Annotated in this window: 44 protein-coding genes; 35 read left to right on the top strand and 9 right to left on the bottom strand. The window is 42.3% G+C overall.

Annotation, left to right across the window (positions count from 1 at the left end):
- Positions 1-60: 60 nt before the first annotated feature.
- Genes H70357_RS23940 through H70357_RS23930 form a run of 4 tightly spaced genes read right to left on the bottom strand, consistent with a single transcriptional unit; the run spans position 61 to position 1,741 of the window.
- A complete protein-coding gene (locus H70357_RS23940) occupies positions 61-426 on the bottom strand; it encodes a LytTR family DNA-binding domain-containing protein (protein ID WP_038594910.1) in 366 nt (121 codons plus the stop codon).
- Between the two features lie 21 nt (positions 427-447).
- Entirely contained in the window at positions 448-567 is a 120-nt protein-coding gene (locus H70357_RS36045; RefSeq protein WP_156130936.1) for a cyclic lactone autoinducer peptide, read from the bottom strand.
- A complete protein-coding gene (locus H70357_RS23935) occupies positions 564-1,088 on the bottom strand; it encodes an accessory gene regulator ArgB-like protein (protein ID WP_038594909.1) in 525 nt (174 codons plus the stop codon). The genes H70357_RS36045 and H70357_RS23935 overlap by 4 nt, the downstream gene beginning before the upstream one ends.
- The gene (locus H70357_RS23930; protein WP_038594908.1) at positions 1,085-1,741 is read right to left on the bottom strand and encodes a hypothetical protein; all 657 of its coding nucleotides are present in this window, start codon (positions 1,739-1,741) and stop codon (positions 1,085-1,087) included. Before H70357_RS23930 ends, H70357_RS23935 begins: the two co-directional genes overlap by 4 nt.
- A gap of 137 nt (positions 1,742-1,878) precedes the next feature.
- Between H70357_RS23930 and H70357_RS23925 the strand changes: the two genes are divergently transcribed.
- Together H70357_RS23925 and H70357_RS23920 are read left to right on the top strand one after the other, a co-directional pair.
- Entirely contained in the window at positions 1,879-2,397 is a 519-nt protein-coding gene (locus tag H70357_RS23925) for a DinB family protein (protein WP_038594907.1), read from the top strand.
- Between the two features lie 6 nt (positions 2,398-2,403).
- Positions 2,404-2,580, top strand: coding sequence for a hypothetical protein (locus H70357_RS23920; protein WP_156130935.1), 177 nt, complete (start codon positions 2,404-2,406; stop codon positions 2,578-2,580).
- A 51-nt stretch (positions 2,581-2,631) separates the two neighbouring features.
- On the opposite strand, the gene H70357_RS23915 is transcribed toward H70357_RS23920, so the two are convergent.
- From H70357_RS23915 to H70357_RS23905, 3 genes are all read right to left on the bottom strand, one after another.
- Entirely contained in the window at positions 2,632-3,201 is a 570-nt protein-coding gene (locus H70357_RS23915; protein ID WP_038594905.1) for a thymidine kinase, read from the bottom strand.
- Positions 3,202-3,303: 102 nt separating this feature from the next.
- Complete coding sequence (locus tag H70357_RS23910) at positions 3,304-4,647, bottom strand: tyrosine-type recombinase/integrase (protein WP_052092219.1); 1,344 nt, start codon at positions 4,645-4,647, stop codon at positions 3,304-3,306.
- 87 nt (positions 4,648-4,734) lie between these two features.
- Positions 4,735-5,283 carry a helix-turn-helix transcriptional regulator gene (locus tag H70357_RS23905; protein WP_038594904.1) on the bottom strand — a complete coding sequence of 183 codons (549 nt, stop codon included), beginning with the start codon at positions 5,281-5,283 and terminating at the stop codon, positions 4,735-4,737.
- Positions 5,284-5,353: 70 nt separating this feature from the next.
- Between H70357_RS23905 and H70357_RS23900 the strand changes: the two genes are divergently transcribed.
- From H70357_RS23900 to H70357_RS23890, 3 genes are read left to right on the top strand one after another with little or no spacing between them, the layout of a single operon-like run.
- Positions 5,354-5,560 (top strand): helix-turn-helix transcriptional regulator, encoded by a 207-nt coding sequence (locus H70357_RS23900; protein ID WP_038594903.1) that lies wholly within the window; start codon positions 5,354-5,356, stop codon positions 5,558-5,560.
- A 56-nt stretch (positions 5,561-5,616) separates the two neighbouring features.
- A complete protein-coding gene (locus H70357_RS23895; protein ID WP_038594902.1) occupies positions 5,617-6,369 on the top strand; it encodes a phage antirepressor KilAC domain-containing protein in 753 nt (250 codons plus the stop codon).
- A 15-nt stretch (positions 6,370-6,384) separates the two neighbouring features.
- The gene (locus H70357_RS23890; protein ID WP_038594901.1) at positions 6,385-7,032 is read left to right on the top strand and encodes a hypothetical protein; all 648 of its coding nucleotides are present in this window, start codon (positions 6,385-6,387) and stop codon (positions 7,030-7,032) included.
- Between the two features lie 317 nt (positions 7,033-7,349).
- Here the strand turns inward: H70357_RS23890 and H70357_RS23885 are convergent, their stop codons facing one another.
- Positions 7,350-7,574 carry a helix-turn-helix domain-containing protein gene (locus tag H70357_RS23885; RefSeq protein WP_038594900.1) on the bottom strand — a complete coding sequence of 75 codons (225 nt, stop codon included), beginning with the start codon at positions 7,572-7,574 and terminating at the stop codon, positions 7,350-7,352.
- A 170-nt stretch (positions 7,575-7,744) separates the two neighbouring features.
- On the bottom strand, positions 7,745-8,173 hold the full coding sequence (locus H70357_RS36040; RefSeq protein WP_038594899.1) for a helix-turn-helix domain-containing protein: 429 nt from the start codon (positions 8,171-8,173) through the stop codon (positions 7,745-7,747).
- Between the two features lie 121 nt (positions 8,174-8,294).
- Between H70357_RS36040 and H70357_RS23875 the strand changes: the two genes are divergently transcribed.
- The 30 genes from H70357_RS23875 to H70357_RS23740 all read left to right on the top strand — a co-directional run bounded on the left by H70357_RS23875 (position 8,295) and on the right by H70357_RS23740 (position 19,704).
- On the top strand, positions 8,295-8,522 hold the full coding sequence (locus H70357_RS23875) for a helix-turn-helix transcriptional regulator (protein WP_038594898.1): 228 nt from the start codon (positions 8,295-8,297) through the stop codon (positions 8,520-8,522).
- Positions 8,523-8,599: 77 nt separating this feature from the next.
- Positions 8,600-8,875 (top strand): helix-turn-helix domain-containing protein, encoded by a 276-nt coding sequence (locus H70357_RS23870; protein ID WP_052092218.1) that lies wholly within the window; start codon positions 8,600-8,602, stop codon positions 8,873-8,875.
- Positions 8,868-9,089 (top strand): hypothetical protein, encoded by a 222-nt coding sequence (locus H70357_RS23865; protein WP_038594897.1) that lies wholly within the window; start codon positions 8,868-8,870, stop codon positions 9,087-9,089. Before H70357_RS23870 ends, H70357_RS23865 begins: the two co-directional genes overlap by 8 nt.
- Positions 9,090-9,102: 13 nt before the next feature.
- Positions 9,103-9,345, top strand: a complete 243-nt coding sequence (locus tag H70357_RS23860) for a hypothetical protein (RefSeq protein ID WP_038594896.1) — start codon at positions 9,103-9,105, stop codon at positions 9,343-9,345.
- Complete coding sequence (locus tag H70357_RS23855; protein WP_038594894.1) at positions 9,335-9,565, top strand: hypothetical protein; 231 nt, start codon at positions 9,335-9,337, stop codon at positions 9,563-9,565. Before H70357_RS23860 ends, H70357_RS23855 begins: the two co-directional genes overlap by 11 nt.
- 47 nt (positions 9,566-9,612) lie before the next feature.
- Complete coding sequence (locus H70357_RS36035) at positions 9,613-9,780, top strand: hypothetical protein (protein WP_156130934.1); 168 nt, start codon at positions 9,613-9,615, stop codon at positions 9,778-9,780.
- A 40-nt stretch (positions 9,781-9,820) separates the two neighbouring features.
- Positions 9,821-10,465, top strand: a complete 645-nt coding sequence (locus H70357_RS23850; protein WP_038594892.1) for an ERF family protein — start codon at positions 9,821-9,823, stop codon at positions 10,463-10,465.
- The gene (locus H70357_RS23845; protein WP_038594889.1) at positions 10,449-11,243 is read left to right on the top strand and encodes a PD-(D/E)XK nuclease-like domain-containing protein; all 795 of its coding nucleotides are present in this window, start codon (positions 10,449-10,451) and stop codon (positions 11,241-11,243) included. The genes H70357_RS23850 and H70357_RS23845 overlap by 17 nt, the downstream gene beginning before the upstream one ends.
- 12 nt (positions 11,244-11,255) lie before the next feature.
- Entirely contained in the window at positions 11,256-11,588 is a 333-nt protein-coding gene (locus H70357_RS23840; protein WP_038594886.1) for a hypothetical protein, read from the top strand.
- Positions 11,589-11,621: 33 nt separating this feature from the next.
- Positions 11,622-11,969: an HNH endonuclease gene (locus tag H70357_RS23835; protein ID WP_197073612.1), complete on the top strand. Its 348-nt coding sequence runs from the start codon at positions 11,622-11,624 to the stop codon at positions 11,967-11,969.
- Complete coding sequence (locus H70357_RS23830; protein WP_038594883.1) at positions 11,969-12,169, top strand: hypothetical protein; 201 nt, start codon at positions 11,969-11,971, stop codon at positions 12,167-12,169. Before H70357_RS23835 ends, H70357_RS23830 begins: the two co-directional genes overlap by 1 nt.
- Positions 12,166-12,528 (top strand): BC1872 family protein, encoded by a 363-nt coding sequence (locus H70357_RS23825; RefSeq protein ID WP_038594881.1) that lies wholly within the window; start codon positions 12,166-12,168, stop codon positions 12,526-12,528. Before H70357_RS23830 ends, H70357_RS23825 begins: the two co-directional genes overlap by 4 nt.
- Before the next feature lie 372 nt (positions 12,529-12,900).
- On the top strand, positions 12,901-13,095 hold the full coding sequence (locus tag H70357_RS23815; RefSeq protein WP_038594876.1) for a hypothetical protein: 195 nt from the start codon (positions 12,901-12,903) through the stop codon (positions 13,093-13,095).
- A gap of 271 nt (positions 13,096-13,366) precedes the next feature.
- Positions 13,367-13,555: a hypothetical protein gene (locus H70357_RS23810; protein WP_038594873.1), complete on the top strand. Its 189-nt coding sequence runs from the start codon at positions 13,367-13,369 to the stop codon at positions 13,553-13,555.
- 11 nt (positions 13,556-13,566) lie between these two features.
- Positions 13,567-14,388, top strand: coding sequence for a hypothetical protein (locus H70357_RS36750; protein ID WP_231578310.1), 822 nt, complete (start codon positions 13,567-13,569; stop codon positions 14,386-14,388).
- A 76-nt stretch (positions 14,389-14,464) separates the two neighbouring features.
- A complete protein-coding gene (locus tag H70357_RS36745; protein ID WP_038594869.1) occupies positions 14,465-15,160 on the top strand; it encodes a DnaA ATPase domain-containing protein in 696 nt (231 codons plus the stop codon).
- Between the two features lie 21 nt (positions 15,161-15,181).
- Positions 15,182-15,466 carry a hypothetical protein gene (locus H70357_RS23795; RefSeq protein WP_038594866.1) on the top strand — a complete coding sequence of 95 codons (285 nt, stop codon included), beginning with the start codon at positions 15,182-15,184 and terminating at the stop codon, positions 15,464-15,466.
- A gap of 108 nt (positions 15,467-15,574) precedes the next feature.
- Positions 15,575-15,682, top strand: coding sequence for a DUF1660 family phage protein (locus H70357_RS37210; protein WP_081965895.1), 108 nt, complete (start codon positions 15,575-15,577; stop codon positions 15,680-15,682).
- Positions 15,683-15,749: 67 nt separating this feature from the next.
- Complete coding sequence (locus H70357_RS23790; RefSeq protein ID WP_156130932.1) at positions 15,750-16,055, top strand: hypothetical protein; 306 nt, start codon at positions 15,750-15,752, stop codon at positions 16,053-16,055.
- Positions 16,056-16,133: 78 nt separating this feature from the next.
- Positions 16,134-16,565: a hypothetical protein gene (locus H70357_RS23785; protein WP_052092216.1), complete on the top strand. Its 432-nt coding sequence runs from the start codon at positions 16,134-16,136 to the stop codon at positions 16,563-16,565.
- Positions 16,566-16,590: 25 nt separating this feature from the next.
- Positions 16,591-16,926 (top strand): hypothetical protein, encoded by a 336-nt coding sequence (locus H70357_RS23780; protein ID WP_038594860.1) that lies wholly within the window; start codon positions 16,591-16,593, stop codon positions 16,924-16,926.
- Positions 16,919-17,197, top strand: coding sequence for a hypothetical protein (locus tag H70357_RS23775; RefSeq protein ID WP_038594857.1), 279 nt, complete (start codon positions 16,919-16,921; stop codon positions 17,195-17,197). The genes H70357_RS23780 and H70357_RS23775 overlap by 8 nt, the downstream gene beginning before the upstream one ends.
- Complete coding sequence (locus tag H70357_RS23770; RefSeq protein ID WP_038594854.1) at positions 17,198-17,566, top strand: hypothetical protein; 369 nt, start codon at positions 17,198-17,200, stop codon at positions 17,564-17,566. It begins immediately after the preceding gene.
- The gene (locus tag H70357_RS36030) at positions 17,559-17,714 is read left to right on the top strand and encodes a hypothetical protein (protein ID WP_156130931.1); all 156 of its coding nucleotides are present in this window, start codon (positions 17,559-17,561) and stop codon (positions 17,712-17,714) included. Before H70357_RS23770 ends, H70357_RS36030 begins: the two co-directional genes overlap by 8 nt.
- Positions 17,711-17,890 (top strand): hypothetical protein, encoded by a 180-nt coding sequence (locus H70357_RS23765; protein WP_038594851.1) that lies wholly within the window; start codon positions 17,711-17,713, stop codon positions 17,888-17,890. Before H70357_RS36030 ends, H70357_RS23765 begins: the two co-directional genes overlap by 4 nt.
- Positions 17,887-18,228 (top strand): hypothetical protein, encoded by a 342-nt coding sequence (locus H70357_RS23760; RefSeq protein ID WP_038594848.1) that lies wholly within the window; start codon positions 17,887-17,889, stop codon positions 18,226-18,228. Before H70357_RS23765 ends, H70357_RS23760 begins: the two co-directional genes overlap by 4 nt.
- Positions 18,229-18,247: 19 nt before the next feature.
- Positions 18,248-18,472 (top strand): hypothetical protein, encoded by a 225-nt coding sequence (locus H70357_RS23755; RefSeq protein ID WP_156130930.1) that lies wholly within the window; start codon positions 18,248-18,250, stop codon positions 18,470-18,472.
- A 347-nt stretch (positions 18,473-18,819) separates the two neighbouring features.
- The gene (locus H70357_RS23750) at positions 18,820-19,188 is read left to right on the top strand and encodes a hypothetical protein (RefSeq protein ID WP_038594842.1); all 369 of its coding nucleotides are present in this window, start codon (positions 18,820-18,822) and stop codon (positions 19,186-19,188) included.
- A complete protein-coding gene (locus H70357_RS23745) occupies positions 19,185-19,442 on the top strand; it encodes a hypothetical protein (protein WP_038594839.1) in 258 nt (85 codons plus the stop codon). The genes H70357_RS23750 and H70357_RS23745 overlap by 4 nt, the downstream gene beginning before the upstream one ends.
- Positions 19,435-19,704 (top strand): hypothetical protein, encoded by a 270-nt coding sequence (locus H70357_RS23740; protein ID WP_052092215.1) that lies wholly within the window; start codon positions 19,435-19,437, stop codon positions 19,702-19,704. The genes H70357_RS23745 and H70357_RS23740 overlap by 8 nt, the downstream gene beginning before the upstream one ends.
- The last annotated feature ends 1 nt before the right edge of the window (position 19,705 follow it).

The following is a 19,705-nucleotide window of genomic DNA, read 5'->3' as shown; positions in this document are numbered from 1 at the left end:
AGGATTGGGTCGAAGGATGTTGAATAAAAGCAACGATCCCAGTGCTAATGTGCACCGGGATCACTGCTTATTGTTGCTGTCTTTGTTCTCTTCTTGCGAGGAGTCTTTTTTGCGTCCTGCTAAATGTTTTTTGAGGCGGGCTTCATTGGACTCAGATACAGTGGCAAATTGTTCTCCTTGATTAAAAAGAACGATCTTCCGCTCCGCATCATAACTGTCCACATTGCTGAGACTCACGACATTGCTGCGGTCAAGACGCTCAAATCCTTTACCCTTATAAGCAACCCATAGATCGGAAAGAGTAGTGGGGAGAACAAACTCGCCTTCTTTCGTATGGACGAATATTGCATTTTTGTAGCTGGAAAAATACAATATTTCTTCTTCCTGGATGTCCAGGGAGGAGCCGTCGTTTTGTAAGACACGCATGTTTTCCCCATCCTTGTTTAATTACTTCCGCAATTCTTTTGGTGCTTCAGGGCTGTGTAAACCAATTTTCATAACAGAGACAAAGAATCGTGCGGAAGCCTCAAGAGCTGAGGATGCTTGTTTCGCAATGTATGACTTCATAACTTCAACCTCCCTTTCCATGGAATTACTGTTAAGGACTGAACCAGAAAAGCCAGTCCGATGACAGACGAACCAATAATAAAATTAAAACCAACAAGTGCTATGGAAGCCATCTTCAGACCGGGAAACCATCTGAGCGGAATTTGGGCATTTTTATCCGGATTTGGGGCAAATAAAAACATAATGATTAAACTAAAAGCATTTATTATCCAAAGTGAAGATCCAGTGAAATTCAAAAGAAATGGGGTGAGAACACAAATTAATGTAGTAACAATATTGCAGGCAGTCGCCGTCCGTAAATGAAAACCGCCTGAACATATGCGCAGTATGCTAAAACATATATAAAAAATCAAGGTTTCAGTGAAATTATTTAACAACCCGCCAATGACAAGGGAAGCTGTGATGGTTAGAAGAGTGTTTAAAATAATATTCAAGGCATACTGCATTATTTCTTCAGAACAGGTTTCCTCTGGATTGGCCCGCTTTATTGCGGCTGAAATTTTAATAGCCAAACTGTTCAAAATTCATCACCACGGTTCTTCTTGATCGAAAAATCTAAATATCCGAACAAAAGCACAGCGTAAGCGAGAGGGATGAGAATAAATAACTGAGAGGAATTCTCAGAAACATAAATCATTAAATAAACAATAAGAATAGAAGGTAGACTTAATGTAAAGAGGACTTTTTCCTGATGTCCTAAAACGATTCTCTCTTCGGGCTTGTCCGGAACAAAATCAAAGCCTTTCCTTTTCCTCCCAATATAGTGTCCGATAGAGAATGCTGTCAAGGCAGATAGCGTCTGCATTAAATATACTCCTATCGATATTGAGTGAAGTTTAAAATCTGTAATTCCTGAAGTGCTCATTAACAAATATAGTATAGATTGGATAAGCATGTAGAGCTGGTAGGACATACCTGTCATAATAGCTGCATAAAAAACATGAATTCGAAATAGCAGCCATAAAAAGAGAAAAACAAGCAGGTATTGGGTAAATACATCAATCCCTGCAAAACCGTTATTCACCCGAATGACATAAGAGAAGAAAGCCATAATTAAACCAGCAAAAACCATTTCCTTCGGATAAAGATCAATCTTAAATATCTTAAATGCCAGATAAAATAATGCGGTACTTTCGAGTACCGAAAACACAATAAAAAGTACAGAATCCAGCATACCGACACTCCCGAAGGTCAGATTAACTCAACCTTTAATCTTGCAAATATTATACCTAATGAACTAAAATACAACAATAAGATTTTGTTCTTTTCACCAAATTTTTCTTAATATTGTTGGAGAAGAGGTATTATTTGATGAATCAGCGTCTGGAAAAAAATGAGTATCTTGAGGTTCAGGAGCGATATATCGCTCTAGTGCCAGCTGACGGAGATTTGGCAGCCATTCTGAGGGAGCAATCCGGAAGCTTTTTTGATTTGCTGGGAGCCTTAAGCGAAGAGCAGGGGAACTACCGTTATGCACCGGAGAAGTGGAGCATTAAGCAGATGATTGGCCACCTGACCGACAATGACCGGATTATGTCTTACCGCTTGCTTTGTTTTGCCAGAGGAGAACAAGCACCGCTGCCCGGGTACGAGGAAAATGATTATGTGGGCGCAGGTGATTTTGACCGCTTCACTCTTCAGGAACTGGTCAGCCAGTACAAACTGGTCCGCGAGTCTACGCTGGCTCTGCTGGACAGTCTGCCGGAAGACGCCTGGACCCGGAGAGGAATGTTCCATTCGACAGCAATGTCGGTCAGAGCACAGGCCTGCCTCATTATCGGACATGAACTTCATCATTTGAATGTGTTGAACGAGCGTTACTTGAATTAGTTGCGGGTGAAGAGCCGTCTTACCGCAGCGGGCATCCGCCACCGTTCCAAGATTAATGGAGGCATGCGGGCTGCAACCAACCGCGCAAATTATGGAGGGAACGTGGCAGTGCAGCACGAGCTGTTTGTGAGCAGGGAAGACGAACATAGAGCGCTGAAGGAGATACAATCGTCTTCGGTCTAAACCAAAAAAAGCATTCCGGCTCTTTATGAAGAGGCTGGAATGCTTTTATATTTACAAGGGCGGATTCTTGTGGCATTTGCGGCAGACCGGATAATAAGCTTCATTGCCGCCGATCTGGATTTGCTTGCCGCTGTATACGGGTTGGCCGTTCTCTACACGTAGCGCCATTGTGGCTTTCCGTTCACAGAACCAGCAGATCGTCTTCATCTCTTCAATTTTATCCGCGTAGATCAGCATATATTTACTGCCTTCGAATAAGTTGTTCTGAAAATCATTTTTTAGTCCAAAAGCCATTACCGGTATGTTCAGCTCATCCACAATACGCACAAGCTGGAGAATACAGTCCTTGGTCAGAAACTGGCATTCGTCGATCAGCACGCAGTGGGGCTTCGGCAGATTGCTGCTGACTATACTGTATATATCTGTGCTCTCGTCGATAGCTATGGCCTGCTTGCGCAGTCCGATGCGGGAGGAAATATACCCGACCTCGTCCCGATCGTCCAGGGATGGAGTGAAGATGAGCACCGACTTGCCCTGCTCCTCGTAATTATGGGCTACCTTGAGAATCTCAATGGATTTGCCGCTGTTCATTGCTCCATACTTGAAAAACAACTGTGCCACGTCCATCTATCCTTTCGTTCTTCAACCTGTGTAATAGTGTACCGAAAAATGCGACTTTATTAGAAAGTCATAAAACGCTTATAAATCAAGCAAAATCAAGGTTCAAACAAGCTTGGGTAACAATTGGGTAACATTTTGCTCTCGATTGATCGTATTTTGGAGCAAATTGCTGTATTTTTCTACTGCATCTTTTTTCTTCGTCTTGGTGGTGTGTAGGTAAACTCGTCTCGTCATTTCATCGCCAGCATGTCCCAACATCTCCATTACCTGTTCCAGGCTAACTCCTGCTTCTGCCATCAATGACGTGAATGTATGCCGCATTGAATGGGGCGACAGGTCTTTGTCTAAACCGGAAATACGCAATATGCGTTTCATCCTTTGGTTAATAATGCCTTCAGGAATCGGATAACCAATATACCTCCCTACTTTCTGCCCGAATATAAATCCTTGGTCAAGATGTGAACTGTTGGTGGATTTAATTACCTTGTGTTGCTCGATTAATCCTAACATCATGGTTGTGATCTCTGGGTCAATATCTAATTCACGAATAGAAGAGGTTGTCTTAGGAGGACCCAATTCGAACTTTGTGTAATTGTTATAATTTATATAGTTCTTTATAATTTTTATCTTATTTAATGCTGGATTAAAGGCAGGTTCCTGAAGCGCTTCTAATTCACCAATCCGAATACCAGTATACGCTAAAGTGGTGAATATTTCATAGTCTAATGGGTTTCCATGTAGGTAGGCAGTATCAAGGAAAATCAGAAGCTCGTCACGCTCCAAAAAATCAGGTATGTCTTCCCAGGATTCTATTTCTTCGACTGTTTGGTAATCTTTAGGTACGTGAGCGCCTTTAGCTGGGTTTTCTTCTAAAAATTTATGCTTAATCCCAAACTCGAATATCATCTTTGCAGTCACGTGTGTGTTGCTTAAAGTATTTGTAGTAAATTTTCTTTTATGCTTTTCGTGAGAGCCATCTTTCAACTGTATCAGGGTATCCTGATATTCATCATGCGTTATTTCGCGCGCTGGTTTATCGAAGCATGCAACAAGTCTGACTTTATCGTTTCTTCTATTCTTAAGCGTATTAACTCGTTTTCGTTTTCCCGTGGACTTATATACTTCGTACCACTGTTCGGCCAGATCTTCAAAGCTAATGTTAAGTCGTTGTTCTTCCTTTTTCTCCTCTTCAAGTTTGCGCTGTTCCTCAGCCTCTCTACGGGCCACATCTTCTGGCAGGGTGTTAGTCTTGTGTTGCTCCATCATGATGGCTGCTGCGGCCTCTGCGTCGTCTTTGGTGTCAAATCCTCCGCGCTTCTTCTGGTTCCGGGATCCGTCCGGTTTCTTCCCCAAGTCTAGCAAAAACGCCCACTTGGCACCACACTTACACTTCTTTTTCTGCAACCCTGGGCATTTACAATGAGGCTTATAATAATGACCTTTCACCTGGATCACTCCTAACTCTCTCTATGTCTGTATTGTAGGGTAGGGGTAACAAAAAAACCATACCCGAAGTGAGTATGGTCTTTTTGTTCAATCAAAAATATCCGTGTATTTCTTTGCAAAGTCAGTAAAAAAAACATTATGGTTGTTTTTATAAGATTCGTACTCATTTTTCCAGTGTTCTTTATTCATGTGATCATCAAAACCTGGTAGTTCAGAAATATGAGTTATGAACATATCTAAAGCTCTTTCTTCCCTCTTTAAATAATCCAAAACACCCTCTCTTAGTTTGCTAACAAGTGACATCCTCTCTTCAAGGTTCATTTTTCCCATTGCAAAAGTATCGTTACTGAGATGTTCTATATCGTTTTCCAATTTTTCTCTTTGATCCCTGTGGTCAATATAAATTTCGTAAAGAAGAGTTGCTTCCTTATCTTCAAAAGTATACCCAATAATAAAATCTAGTGATTCACCAGTTGTATGCCTGATTTTATACAAGGTTTCAAGATTCGGTTGTCCAGTCCCCTTTTCGAATTTATTGTAGTACTGCTGGGAAACACCTATTTTTTGTGCCATTTCCTTTTGAGAAATATTCATGCGTTCTCTTAGCCATTTTAAACGTGCGGAAAATAAATTCAAAAAAACATCTCCTTGGCATTGATTTAATAAACATATGGTTGTATTATTTAATTATGGGAGGTGGAAAACAATGGCACAGCCAAAAACAAGAGTAGAGTATCTGAGAAAAATCAACTTTTTATCTCAAAAAGAAGTGGCTGAGAAGTTGGGAGTTTCGCAACAGTTCTATCACAAAATCGAGAAAGGCACTTCGAAAATTAATCTGGATATGGCGGATTCGCTCAAGGTAATATTTAACCTGACATGCATTGAAGAACTGCTCAGAGATGTATCGTAACAACTCCGTGTTTATTGTAGCATTTGTAAATTATATTTTACAAGGGAGGATTAATAATGAATCAATTAATTACTATTAACGGGGTAAGAGGGTTTATTGACGAAAACGGAGTAGCGCAATTGAATTTGGATGATGTGTCTCGAGGCCTTGGTTTTACTCAACAAAAAGGGAAGGTAGAATACATTCGTTGGGAAAGAGTAAATGGATATTTGATTGAATTGGGATTTTCTCCACTTGTGGGGAAAGAGTATATACCAGAAAACGTCTTCTATAGATTGTCGATGAAGTCAGAAAACGAAAAAGGCATTGCGTTTCAGGCAAGAGTAGCAGACGAAATACTCCCATCAATTAGAAAACACGGAGCATATATGACTCCAGACACAATTGAAAAAATTACAACCAACCCAGATTTTCTAATACAACTAGGAAATGTATTGAAAGAAGCACAAGAGAAAAACAAAGTTCTTGAGTTGAAAATTGAAAATGACAAGCACAAAGTACATTATGCTGAAGCAATTGAAATATCAGAGGATTCCATACTGGTTGGACAATTAGCTAAGTTGATGCGTCAAAAAGGTGTAGAGATAGGAGAAATTCGATTGTTTAAATGGATGAGGGATGAAGGATATCTGATTAAGTCTGGAACTGAGTACAACAAGCCTACACAACGTTCAATGGAAATGGGATTGTTTGAGATCAAAACCGGATATCGCAGCGGATCTGGAGGTACAACCAAGCTTACTTTTACTGCAAAAGTTACAGGAAAAGGACAAATATATTTTATCAATAAGTTTTTGCCAGCAGCTTAATGGAGGAGGATAAAAATGAATTTTAAAGTTATAAACGGAGTCAAAAGGGAACGGCCTAACTACTTTGATCTATATTTCAATGCATTCTCTAAATGTGTTGAACGCCTAAATAACTCAGATTCATTATTTGATGAACTGAAGATATTAGAAAAGAAAAGATTCGTTTATTATGGAGTGAAAATGTTAAATGCTAAAAATACTGATGGTTTAAATTATGATGAGCTTTTATCTATAATGGAAGCATTTGAGTTCATCAAGGGGGCCATGAGTCAACTTAGTCCAAATGAATTTGAAAACATTTTCCCAATAGAAAAGAAATATGATGGCGAGAAGAACGGGTGGAAAGATTATTTTTTCACAAAGAATGCTATAGCGGAAATAGGCGAAAATACACCTATATTGGAAAAAATCAATGACTTTTTATGGGATTATCAAAATTGGGATGTGTCCCATTTCATGGTAAATAATATGTCCTTGATAAGTGATATTCGTAGAGTACAAGGACAAAAAGGTCTTATGGAAGAGTTCATGGATGAAAATGATGTACCATACTACACAATGCACACGGATGAAAAGGGAAAGCAGTACTTGGAGAATAGCCAGACTGGAGAAGTTACAAAAGTCAGAAAGGCAATACCCAGGTACCTACATGTTGTCAAATAAAAAAAGCCGCTATTCAGCGACTAATCCGTTCACCTAAGCCCGACCAAGGTAACTAGGTGACAACCATCTAGGGCATAACCCTTACACCCTCATTATAACCTAAACATCCATAGTGTAAATGGTTATGCCCTCCTTTATTACCACCATCATGTAAAAAATTATGTAATTGATTCCAAATAGTAATTTACTGTAATACATTACCGCTATAAAACAATCTCTATAGATGGTAAATTATTCTTGTACACGTGGCAGCGCTACCACTTAAATAAATGGTTGTGAGATGTGACAACTTTTACACCGAGCCGAGAGTAGAAAATCTACTCATGGCCTCCGCCTTGAATCCATTCATACAGATCGTCAATATGACATCCTAGAGCATTAGCAATGGTTTTTGCTGTGGAAATGTGCATTAAACCTCGGTCATTGGCGTAATAAGAAATTCTGTACTTATCTATACCAGTTTTATCGGACAACCATTTCTGAGACTTGCGTCTCTCTCTAAGTAACAGGCGGAGGCGACATCGACCCGGTATATAGGCCATGCACGTACTCCTCAATTTTTTTTAACGTTGTATAGGAACCTATGTTCGTATATTATGGTATTAACATTCTGATTCGACAGGAGAGACTTGCATGAAACAAACAAAGAAAGATGTGATCGACTGGTATGAAGTGTTCGTAAAACTAGGATTGGACAAGTCAGTCTTGGAATTTAAGAATCCTTCAGAACAAATCGAACATAAGAGAGAATTTTCTTGACATCTTCTTCTTTCAAATCTTCTCCATTTGATGTGTGATGATACATATCTAGAATTTGCTCATCATCATATCTCAAGATTAATTCTTTCAGGTCGCTTATAGCATTTATTGATTTTGTAACGCTTTCTATTTCTCTTTGATGTTGGTCTTCAAGTTCTGAATAACCGGCAGCTAGCATCAAATCCTTATACGGATAATTGTAGGCGCGCGACAAACTTCTCAACGTATCAGGAGAAGCTTTTACAGGCGCGCCTGTCCTTGGATCTACCCCCTTTTCAACAATGCTTAAGTAGTTGTGACTAATCCCTGCACGTTTAGAAACGCTTCGCAAAGATTCCTTACCTCGTAATTGGCGTAACAATTCACCTAAATTAACCACCATTGCACCTCCGTGTAATTCTTACATTACATTATGTAATTCCAAAATAAAAATCTAAATGTGTAATTCATACTTGACACTTAAGTAATTCATATGTTACCTTATTAACAAGGAGGTGTAACACATGAAGAACAAAGTAAAAGAGTATAGAACTGAAACTGGTATGAGTGTTGCAGAGTTAGCGAGACGAGCTAAGACAAGCAGACAAACCATTCACGCGATAGAAAAAGGTGATCGGAAAAACATTTCAGGATCTTTAATGTTTTCAATTGCGGATGCTTTAAAAAAAGCTGAGAGAGATATTTTTTTTGTAGATAATGTAATACAAGAAATACATGACCGAACAGCATAAAGAACGACATGACTCACAAGTCAATTATACACGACACCAAACGACTTAAAAGGATAATAATTCCAAGGAGGTACATCATGAAGAAGCGAGTAAGCCTCGAAGAATTACCACCAGTGCTAAGAGCGCAAGACATTGCTGATTACCTAATTATGGCTCGGAACACTGTATACGACCTCTACGATATGCCGATCGAGTTTGGAGGAATCCCAAATATGAAGATTGGAAACGGTCGTCGAACTATTAAAGAAGATTTCATTCTCTGGCTTGAGTCGAAGAAGAAAGAACAACGCGACAAACAAGACCGTCGATACGCGCTTATCAAAGGAGAAAAAGGAGTGAAGAAAGTTGGCTAAACGACTGGATAAAATGTGGGAAGGTGCACTATTTACATTTGGTAGTGTGGATAACCTTATAACGTTAATGATCAAAAGCATCAAGGAAGCACAGATAAAAGATTCTAGAATTGAAAAGCTTCTTAAGCTAGCAAGTTGTGCTGCTGCACCAATGGGTGAAAAAGAGAATGCAGCAAAAATGGCGTTCAAATTCATGGAACCATATTTCAAATAAGGAGGGACAAGCCATGGCTAAAAAAATCGAAGACCTCAGAAACCCGATGTTGACGCTGATCCCATTTAAAACACCAGACAAGCCGAAACCAAGTCCATACCGTTTCTACTCACCAACATGTGGCTGCGGCCGGGAAGCAGAATGGGAAGTATACGACATCCTACAGCCCCATTGTACAGCCTGCAAGGATGAAGCATTAACCAGCATACCGCGGCCTTTCGTGCGGGAATTAGGAGGGTTTGACGATGCAAGCTAAGTATCCACCACCAGCACCATCTGTGCAGTTCTACTTTACAACAGAGTGTGGACGGATCTTCCAATGGGCAGCTGTAGACATGGAGAGCCTGATTATCCGCATCCATGAGAAAGGTTACCGGGCTAAGGAAATCCGCACCTTGGACGAGCAGCGAGAGCTTGAAGAACTGATGGAAATGAGCAAAGCATTCCTGGAAAGAGAGCTGAAAGAATCTGCTTAAAACGGTACTGGACATTTTAGAGCATTACGGGAAGGAGGGAAAGGAGGATGATACCAAACAGACTGACATTTCTAGAGCTTGCGAAGATCGCAAAGGCGAAGGGGACGCTAACTGACACGTTATTGAGAGTTTACTTTATGAGCATGGTTAGGGCTAAACGCAGAGAAGAAGCAGCCATTGCACTGGCTGCCCGGGAAAGACTGTTTGAAAATTAAGTTACGACAATTATACCAAAACTTTAGGAGGTAGTACACATTGAACATCTATCAAAAATTGGTTGAGGTTCGTAAGTCAGTTGATTATCTCAAGAAAGAATCGAAATCAAATCAATACGACTATACAGGTAGCGCCCAAGTGTTGGCATCTGTTCGCGACAAAATTAATGATATGGGTTTGTTGTTGATACCAAGAATCACGGATAAGAACCTTCTGTCAGAAACAATTGAATATATGGACCGGGATAAGCCAAAAAAGACAACCACCTATTTTACGGAGTTGAATATGACATTTACATGGGTAAATGCAGACAATCCAGAGGAAAAAATAGAATGCCCATGGTATTCCCAGGGTGTTGATATTGCGGGCGAAAAAGGCGTAGGTAAAGCTCTCACATACGCAGAAAAATATTTCACGCTTAAATTCTTCAACATCCCGACGGATAAGGACGATCCAGACGCATTCCAAAACAAGTTCGGTCAGAAAGCATCTAAAGAGGTTTTGTCGAAGATCAAGGCAGCATGGGCCACATTAGGAATGAGAGCTAACCGACTGGATGATCAGAGTTCCGCTCTATACGGTGTCCCTTTGATGCAATTGGACGATGAAATGGCTGAATCATTCCTGAACAAATTGACTGAACAACTTGCTACAGGAGGTAAACGTGATGGAACTAACGGCTGAAAACTATTACTCTCCTGAAGCGAACCAGGAATATATGAGCGTTTCGCAATACAAAGATTTCATAAAATGTGAATCCGCAGCTATGGCAAAACTCAATGGATCATACACGGACATGAAACATGAAGCGTTATTGGTTGGCTCATATGTACATGCAGCGCTAGAAAGCAATGAAGCTTTTGAAGCTTTTAAATCATCAACACCAGATATTTACACAGCTAAAAAGGAACTTAAAGCACCATATAAGTCAGCAAACAACATGATTGACGTGGTTTTAGCTGACGATCTATGCAATAAGGTGCTTGAAGGTGAGAAAGAGGTCATTCTTACAGCTGATATATTCGGCACTATGTGGAAATCGAAGATAGATGTTTTATCTCGGGATAACGGGCGGTTCACTGATATTAAAACAGTTAAAGGAATTCGGGAAAAATATTGGGACGGAACAAAATATGTGTCCTTCATCCAGATGTACGGATATGACGTTCAAATGGCAATGTATGCCGAGATCGAGAGATTGAGCGGAGAAATGAAATTTGAATATCTCGAGCCTACACTACTGGCTGTTTCTAAGGAAGAGGTTCCAGACAAAGAAATCATTTGGTTTGACGATCAAATCATCCAAGAAAAGCTTAGAGAAGTAGAACAAAAACTACCTCATATTCTGGATGTTAAATTCGGAAATGTTAAGCCAACCGGATGCGGACGCTGTAATTACTGCAAAGCTAAAAAAAGATTGAGCAGCATGACACATTACCTTGATTTGCTTGAGGCCATATAACGGAGGTGACTTATGGCAATAGATATCATCCAGATTAACCAGGAAATCTATGCGGCCTCTCAGCGATTGAGCAAGGCCGCAGATACACTGTATGCGCTGGGAAAGTCAAAGGCTGAATCAGAGCAGGCGTACCGCGTCAAGTTGGCACAGGAAATGATCAAGCTTAAAACAGAAGGCATGAGCATCGGCATGATCGGTGATGTTGCCAAGGGAAATGTCGGGGATTACCTATTCAAGCGAGACTATGACGAAACGATTTGGAAGGCTGCTATAGAGTCCATTGGAGCCATACAGACGCAGATATCCGCATTGCAGAGCATCATCAAATATCAAAATGAGGTGTAGCAAATGGGAATCCCAAAGAAGAAGAAAAAAGTCTTGTCACCATTAAAAAAGGAAATTTTCAAAAACCACAAAAAGAATAAGACCCGTTCACAGCGTGCCGAGTTCCCTTTAAACGTAGTGGCTGAACTGATCAGCGAATCTAACGGCCTATGCCAAGTTTGCTTCGTTAGCCGCGGTACTCAAACGCACCACATCATGCCCCGGAGCAGATCCGGCCGGGGCGTTAAAGAAAACGGGCTGCGCGTCTGCAACTACTGCCACAAGATGATTCACGAAAAAACGTCCGTGCTGAACAAATACATTGAGCTGCAGCGTGAAAAGTACGGAGAAAACTTCTGGTTCGATGAACTTGACCGGATTCAGTACAAGGAGGAAGCCTGATGTTCAAGCGATTCCTATCCAGCACATCACCAGACGCACAGAATCAGTCCAAGGACGCTTCGTTTATCGAACTGTCACTAATACTCCAACGTGGCGTGAATCGCTCCCTGAAGCAGTCTGAACTATCAACCGTGTGGAGTCTGGATAATGAACAGACGGCAGTACTTACAAATCTATTGAAAGAGGCGAAAGGGAAATGACAAGGGAAGAGATAATGGCGATGGAGCCGGGGAAAAAGTTAGATCATATTGTAATTGAAACAGTGTTGAAATGGCACAAAGTTGAATTAACGCCCAAAGGAAACGGTTGGTTTTGGTCAGATGGGAACACGCATGTTGGATGGGCTGTGTTTTCTCCTTCAGTCGATATATCCGCAGCATGGGAAGTAGTAGAGCATATCAATAAACGAGAATCCCACGGTCTGGCGCTGGAGTTTTATCCAAATGAACAAGAGTGGGGCGCTGACTTTGATGAACTTGGTCTTTCCTCGCAGGCTGTTTCAAAAACAGCGCCTGAAGCGATCTGTAAGGCTGCACTTTTTGCGGTACTTAACTTATGAATCGTAAAGAGGCTTTGCAAGACTTGGACCAGTACCTAGCTGTGTGCAAGGTATGCCCCAAGCGAACGGATAAGAAATGGGCCAACCCATCCTATAACCGGCTGCAGAAGCATTGTAACACTAAGTGTGCCACAGGTAAGAAGCTACTACGAATTGCGGATGTACTGGAAGCAGATGTACGGGCGCGGCGGAAGCAGAAGAAAGGGGTGAGCGCATGAAGTGGATCTACGCCATATTCAACATCAAGCACGTTCACTGCTTTTGTGATAAGAAACACTATTGTGAATATAGAGACGGTTCAACATTAGTCGTGATGTCATGCAACAAGTGTGGACTTGAACAAGTGCGCGTTTATAAGCGAGGTGAACAGGTATGACCCGCGAGGAACGCATCAAATCCGAAATCGAGGTATGGGAAAACACCGCCGCAATCTACGCAAGTGATATGCCAGATGCGATCAAATACGGAGACTTTGGCGGTATACATTATAACGAACACATGATTGAGTTTTCCCGACGCAAGATTGCGGAGTTAGAGGCTGAGTTGCAGCAGTTAAAGAGTGCTTAGTCCTTCTTATTAGCTTTCATATAGTCGCGGAGGATGATATTGATCTTTGAGCTAACCGACCGGTCATCCTCAGCGGCTGCTTCACTTATAAACTCAAATACATCCGGGTCGAGCGTTATTGATAACTTTTCTTTATTGGTTTGTCTCACCATATAAATACACCTCAAAAAAAGTATAGCATTTTATCCGATAACCTAAACATTTATCTTGCTAAGTAGGATAAAGTAGGATATAGTGAGATCAAGGAAAACGAAATAAGGAGTTGAACAACATGCCAAGGTTCTATTACCACAGTTGGACAAGCAATGAAGATGCTCTACTAACTGAGATTATGACCAAAGACAACCGGAAAAAGGTATTGGACCGGTTCAACGAGGCAGCGGAAGCACTTGACCGGACAGCGAAATCTTGCCAAAACCGCTGGTATGAATTACGGGCTGCACAAAATAAGGCCGTTTAGGCGGTGGGCATATGGATGGGTGGATAAAATTACATCGTAAGATCCTGGACAACCCTATCGTCTGTAAGGACAGTGATCACATCGCTGTATGGACTTACTTACTGCTGAATGCGACTCATAAGGAGTACCCTACAGTGTTCAAAGGGATCAAGATCATCCTTCAGCCCGGGCAACTTATAACCGGCAGAAAGGTGATCGCTGAGAAATTCAATATTTCAGAAAGTAAGGTACAACGAATACTAAAAAGCTTCGAAATCGAACAACAGATTGAACAACAAAACGGCAATAAAAACCGCTTAGTATCAATACTTTCATGGATAGATTACCAAGATAGTGAACAACAAAATGAACACCTAGTGAACAACAAACGAACAACAACTGAACAACAAGTGAACACAAACAAGAATGTAAAGAATGATAAGAATGTTGAGAAGGTAAAGAAAAAAGATATTATACCTAAAATTAAATTTGCTGAATTCGTCTCAATGACTCAAGAAGAATACGACAAACTCCTTGAAGCCCATGGACAGGACAAGCTTAACCGGATCATTGAAACCTTAGACAATTACAAAGGTTCAACCGGAAAGAAGTACACCAGCGATTACCGAGCCATTTTAAACTGGGTGGTCACTAGAGTTGAGGAAGACGAAAGAAAGCTAACTTTGGTCAGGGGAGGCGGGAACGGTGGAAAGTATCAAGCCGGCTATGCAGGAGTTTCTGAAGCGAGTCGAAAGGCTGCGAGCCGAGGCGCTGAAACCTTCATCGGAAGCCCTGGACGAGAATCAGGACTTACCACCGAAGAAGTTCAGCGGATCGCCAGCAACTTCGACTGAAGGATGTCCAAAATGTGATTACACCGGAACGATAAACTCATTCCGATGGGAGCAGCCGGAAGGATACCCGATTCCGATGCAAGTGGCCGTGGTGGAAAACTGCAGCTGCCACATGGACCGGATGTTCCAAAAGTACAACGCAGCCGAGAGCTTCAGCCCAAAAGAGCGAGGATACACCTTTAAAACTGCAACGGTCGACAATCTGAACCGCGAACAGTTTGGGGTGGCTATAGAATTTGTTCGTGACATCAAGAGGCATATGGAGCTTGGCACATGGCTGTACATCTTCGGTGACGATGCCCGGGTAGCAGAAGCTTCTAAGGAAAAGGGAGCTATCTTAAACGCCTACGGTACTGGCAAGACCTACCTCATGCAGTGTATGGCAAATGCATTCTCATACCGGAAGATCCCGGCAATATACGTCACAGAGTCAAAATTGTACGGAGAGATTAAAGCGACATACAGCCGAGATAGCGAAGAATCTGAAATTGATGTGCTACAGCGATACTACAACGTGCCGATCCTGATGATAGACGACATTTTCACAGCTCAGTACAAGGATTGGGCCGAAGGGATGCTATACAACATCATTGACGAGCGAATGAAGAACAACAAGGTTACGATCATGACCAGCAACTATGCATTAGGTCGCATCAGAGAACGGTTACCGATGAACGGCGGGAAGATCGGAAGTCGGATAAACGGCAAGGCAGAACAAATTGAAATGCTGGGACCGGATCGCAGACCACAAAGCAAGAGTGAACCGGCTTAAATAAGAGAGGATGGATGAACAGTGAGCGTATCAGAAATTAAAGTTGTCGGTGGACAAATTGAGTTTAAATATCTGACTAATAAAGTCGCTGAAAAGGATTACGAAGTAAGAAAAGCTATTATATGGCACAAGATGCTTGGTGATGGCATGCTGCCGACACGGTGGCTTAAGCCTACCGCAAAAGGAACAAAGGTTAACTTCGACCAAATACAAGATCAAGAAGGATATGACAAAGCTATTGTGGACTTAAAGCATCACTTGAATGCGGTGAATGAAAAGTATGGAACTGATTTGGAGATAGGATGATGACCAAACCCATAGACGACTACGACCTCTACGACCTGGACTTTGAAGAATGGCAGCGCCGGGGAATCGAAGCATTCAAGGAAGACGCAGAGAAAAGGAGCCTAACCCATGCATCTCCTATGCAAAATATTCGGTCATAAATACGACTACAACATGAGGATATGGAAACAACGGTGTAAACGGTGTGGAAAGACAGTATATCGCGGCAGAGAGTAAAACGAGAGGGGCCTCTCAGAGATAAGCAAGCCACTCTACGCGCGAGAGAAAAAGGGAGAAAACAGGGATGAAGTACGAATATGGAGATATCAACTATCACTATATGCCGGTTGACCATCCAGGAGTATGGCGATATCCAAATGATTATAAATATCCGGTTGCTTATAGCGAGAAACAGTTTGGAGCTAAACCGATCGGCATTAAGTGTCACGCTGGAGATATTGTATGCACAGATCACGGATCGTACTATGAACCACCAGTATATGACATTGATCCGGCAGAATATTTAATGATTCGTCCAATTATGAAGTGTTGGGGAAGAGGGTTGTTAATAGACCGCACAGCTAATACAAGCCCCACACAGACGTTATAACCGCAAGGGCAGGCACAAGTTAGGGTCAACCATAATCAGCGCTCTACGGGGCGTACAGAATGTGAGAGGGTGGTACGAGTGAAAGGTGCAACTGAATATTACAGACTAATTAAAAAGGCCAGTGATAGAAAACTTGGGGATTTAGAAAAAACGAAATTTGGATATGTACACCATGGCGGAGATGCAGAATGCTATCGAAACGGAAATATCCTTTATGTAACTGCTTCGCATGCCAGAGGGGAAACATTCTTCATCTATCTAATCGACGATGATGGTAAAGACCTGTTCAAAGTATATGGAATTATAGGCGGTAATCCTGGATGGACAGAAACTTATGGGTGGTTGCACAAAGGAACATGGGTAACACCAATCCTGCAATACTTTCGGAACATCGAACGTGAAATTGTTGAACATGACGAGAAAATTGAACAGAAAAGACGAGCGAAGGAACGCGAACAAAACAAGGCGATTGGCGAACAAGTAAATAAATTCAATGCAATGTTCCGGTAAAAAAATTGGTGAGAGGGTGAAGGGAATGGATGATCTAATCCAAGCGGTAAAGGAACGGCTAAAATCAAAGCAGTTACTTTTTGAATACAATCAAACCATAAATCAATTAATTGGACTGGTAGACCGGCTAGAAATCACAGAGAGACAACTAGACGAAGCGGTGAAGACATTGGAGTGGTACGGGAGCATAAAAAAGTATAAAAGTGTTCACCAACCAACTAATCAAATAGACAACGACAGAGGATATTTAGCCCGTACCACCATTAAACGCATAAAAGGAGACTCACAGGCCGAAGGGCATCAATCGACTGAATCTACTCAGGCGCAAGCCGGGGGCCGTATAGGGGGTTCCCATGAATAAACTAACACAGATTAAGAATGACTATGAAAAGTGCAAAGCCACTCCCGGAACATACACAACAATCCCAATGGACTGGTACGGCTACCTACTTTCTCTCCTAGAAGAAAAGGACAAAGCCCTAGCGTTCTACGCTAACGAAGAAGTTTGGTTAACAACAGATATTGACGGGACTTATGCGGTAAATCCATTTGAATATACATCGCTTGAAGGACCATGGGATGTCGCCCGTAAAGCCCTTAATACATCATCTAACAACGAAGGAGATAATTGAATGACACCAGAAGAACAGGTTAAAGAATCTGGAATGAAGATGGCATTGAGAGAAGCAGAAATACTGAACTCAAAGTTGCTGGCTGCTCTAGAAGAGGCACAGAAGGAAGCAGAACGCCAGAAAGACCGGAAGTATTTGCGGATGCAAGAACGGGATGATTTGGGCATGACAATGGCTCTGATGGAGGCTGAACTGCTTTCAACAAAAAAGGAGTTAGCAGAGGCACAACAGACCATAGCCCGGCAACGGGAGGCGCTGACACTGATTGCGGATATGAAGATAGTAGGCAGTGTATATGTGAGCATACAGGCAATTGCTCGGGGCGAATTAATCAGGGAGAGACAGGAAGGAGAAATGACAGATGTATGAACAGAAATGCATAGTCTGTGGCCGGACCATATGGGAAGAGTTCATGTTCTCAACCTTTGACAAATCCGGTGGAAAAGTTTGGTTTTGTGAAGAACATTCTGACAAGAGCGTTCTGGAAGCCCTGGAGAAAGGGAGCGACAAGGCATGAACCAATTACTGACGATTCTGAAGAAGCTTAAGGCGGGCAAACGGGTGTTGATAAAGGATCAGGCTCAACGTTATGCGATCCTGGGTGCGCTGAATGCTTTCCAGGTCAAAACCTATGTTGACGGCCTCTTTGTTCAAATAGAGTGGCAGCCGGAGGAAGGGGAGGCACAGCCATGACACAGGTACAGGAATGGAGCAACGAACGCCTTAACATAGCATTGTCGAAATTAATGGGCCGGACAGAGCCAACAGCGATAATGGTCAACTATGACATGATCGCAAAGTATTGTGAGGACCCTGCTGCCTCTCTAGAGGTACAGACAGCAGCGATAAAAGCGAATGCCCGGATGTATGCGATTAATTTAGCTAAGCGTCTTAAATGGGACGAGGATGGCGACCCATTAAGCTTTAGCGATAACGACTTATTCTCGTACACCGGAGTTGCTAATTTCTTTACCGCCACCCACCGAGAGAGGGCAGAGGCGGCATATATCACGCTTAGTAGTAAGCAGTAGACGCATATAGCGAAGGAAGGTGAATTATTTGGGGGCTTGGTTTGAAAGGCATATTGGCGGATGTTTTAACATTGATGGCAGCGAGTATATTTTTCAAGGCACTTTCACCAATACGGATACAACAAGCGGCAAGCCTTACCAGTATGTTTTTGAAGCAGAGAATAAGCCGCAGATTATTTTAATGTACAACGAAGCCCGTTCTGTCTTGGGCGCGATGATTGATAAGTACAAAGGAATTAGTTAATACCCGTACGAAAAGGAGGCAGAGACACATGTCGGAACATTTTGAAGACGGTGAAAAGGTCAGGTTAAAGAAAACTGGTGAAACCGTCACGATAAACGAGTGGTCGCTTACTAGAATGGGCAGAGGCATTACACGGTACACATACACGTTAAAAGAACGCTCTAGTTTTTATTATCACAGTGAGCTTGAAAGAATCTAATCAATACTGATGCACAGTGCCGAAGAGATGATGCACTAGGCCGTCAGGCCATCGCTCGACAGCATAAGCTCAGCCGACAGGCGGGGGCCGCACCAGATCATTAAGGGAGTAGGAGTAACCCTCCTCTCCCACTAAGGGAGGAACAAACATGTACTTTATAACAAAACAGGCAGACCTGCTTGGTAAGACAATTGCCTACACTCACATGTCGCAATTTGCCGAAGCCATCACCATAGCCACAACGGACGGCGGAATCATAATAATTGAGAGCCGAGATGAATCTGGAGAGATCCACGTCAAAAGTGAGCATCAAGCAAGCAATTATATTCTTGGAACCATTTGGTTGAGAAGTGAACTGTTGAAAGCTGGCGTTGTGACAATGGAGGACATCCAAGAATATGAGCGCCAGCGGGAAGTTGTCCGGCAGCAATGGGCCAAAGGGCAAGAAGAACGCCGCAGACAGGAGTACGAAAAGTTGAAGGCTGAATTTGAGAAAGTCGGGGAGGAAGCCCAATGACACAAACACCGAGGGACTGGAACCTGGTAGCAATGGAGGAAGATCGGGACTTCTGGAAATGCGAATTTGACTGTCAAAAAGCACGTGCAGATGCAGCGGAGTTCCGGGAACAACGACTGAAAGAGGCATACAATGGCCTACTGCTGTACGTGCCTGACGTTGCTGCTAAGTCATTTGGATTTGACACTCTGATATCCACCCTATACCCAGATACCCCAGCACCCACCAGTGAGGAAGGAGAAAATCATGAATGATCTAATCGAAGAGTTAAAGAAGACAATGAAAAGAGAAATATCTGGACCATCTTGGGTTGTAGATGAATTATTTAAACCTCTGACAGAAGCGAAATCAATAGATGAATGGCATGAGGATTACGGGGATGCACTCTGGTGGACGTTCCCGATTCAGGAGTCACCGTATTGCGGTAGCCCACTGGATGAAGACTGGCCGGGATATCATACTCACTGGACACCAATCGTGATTCCAGCAGCCCCAGCACCCAAGGAGGGCGAATAAC

The organism is Paenibacillus sp. FSL H7-0357, from assembly GCF_000758525.1.
Classification (GTDB): domain Bacteria; phylum Bacillota; class Bacilli; order Paenibacillales; family Paenibacillaceae; genus Paenibacillus_AQ.
This window is presented reverse-complemented; position numbering and strand designations above follow the sequence as displayed.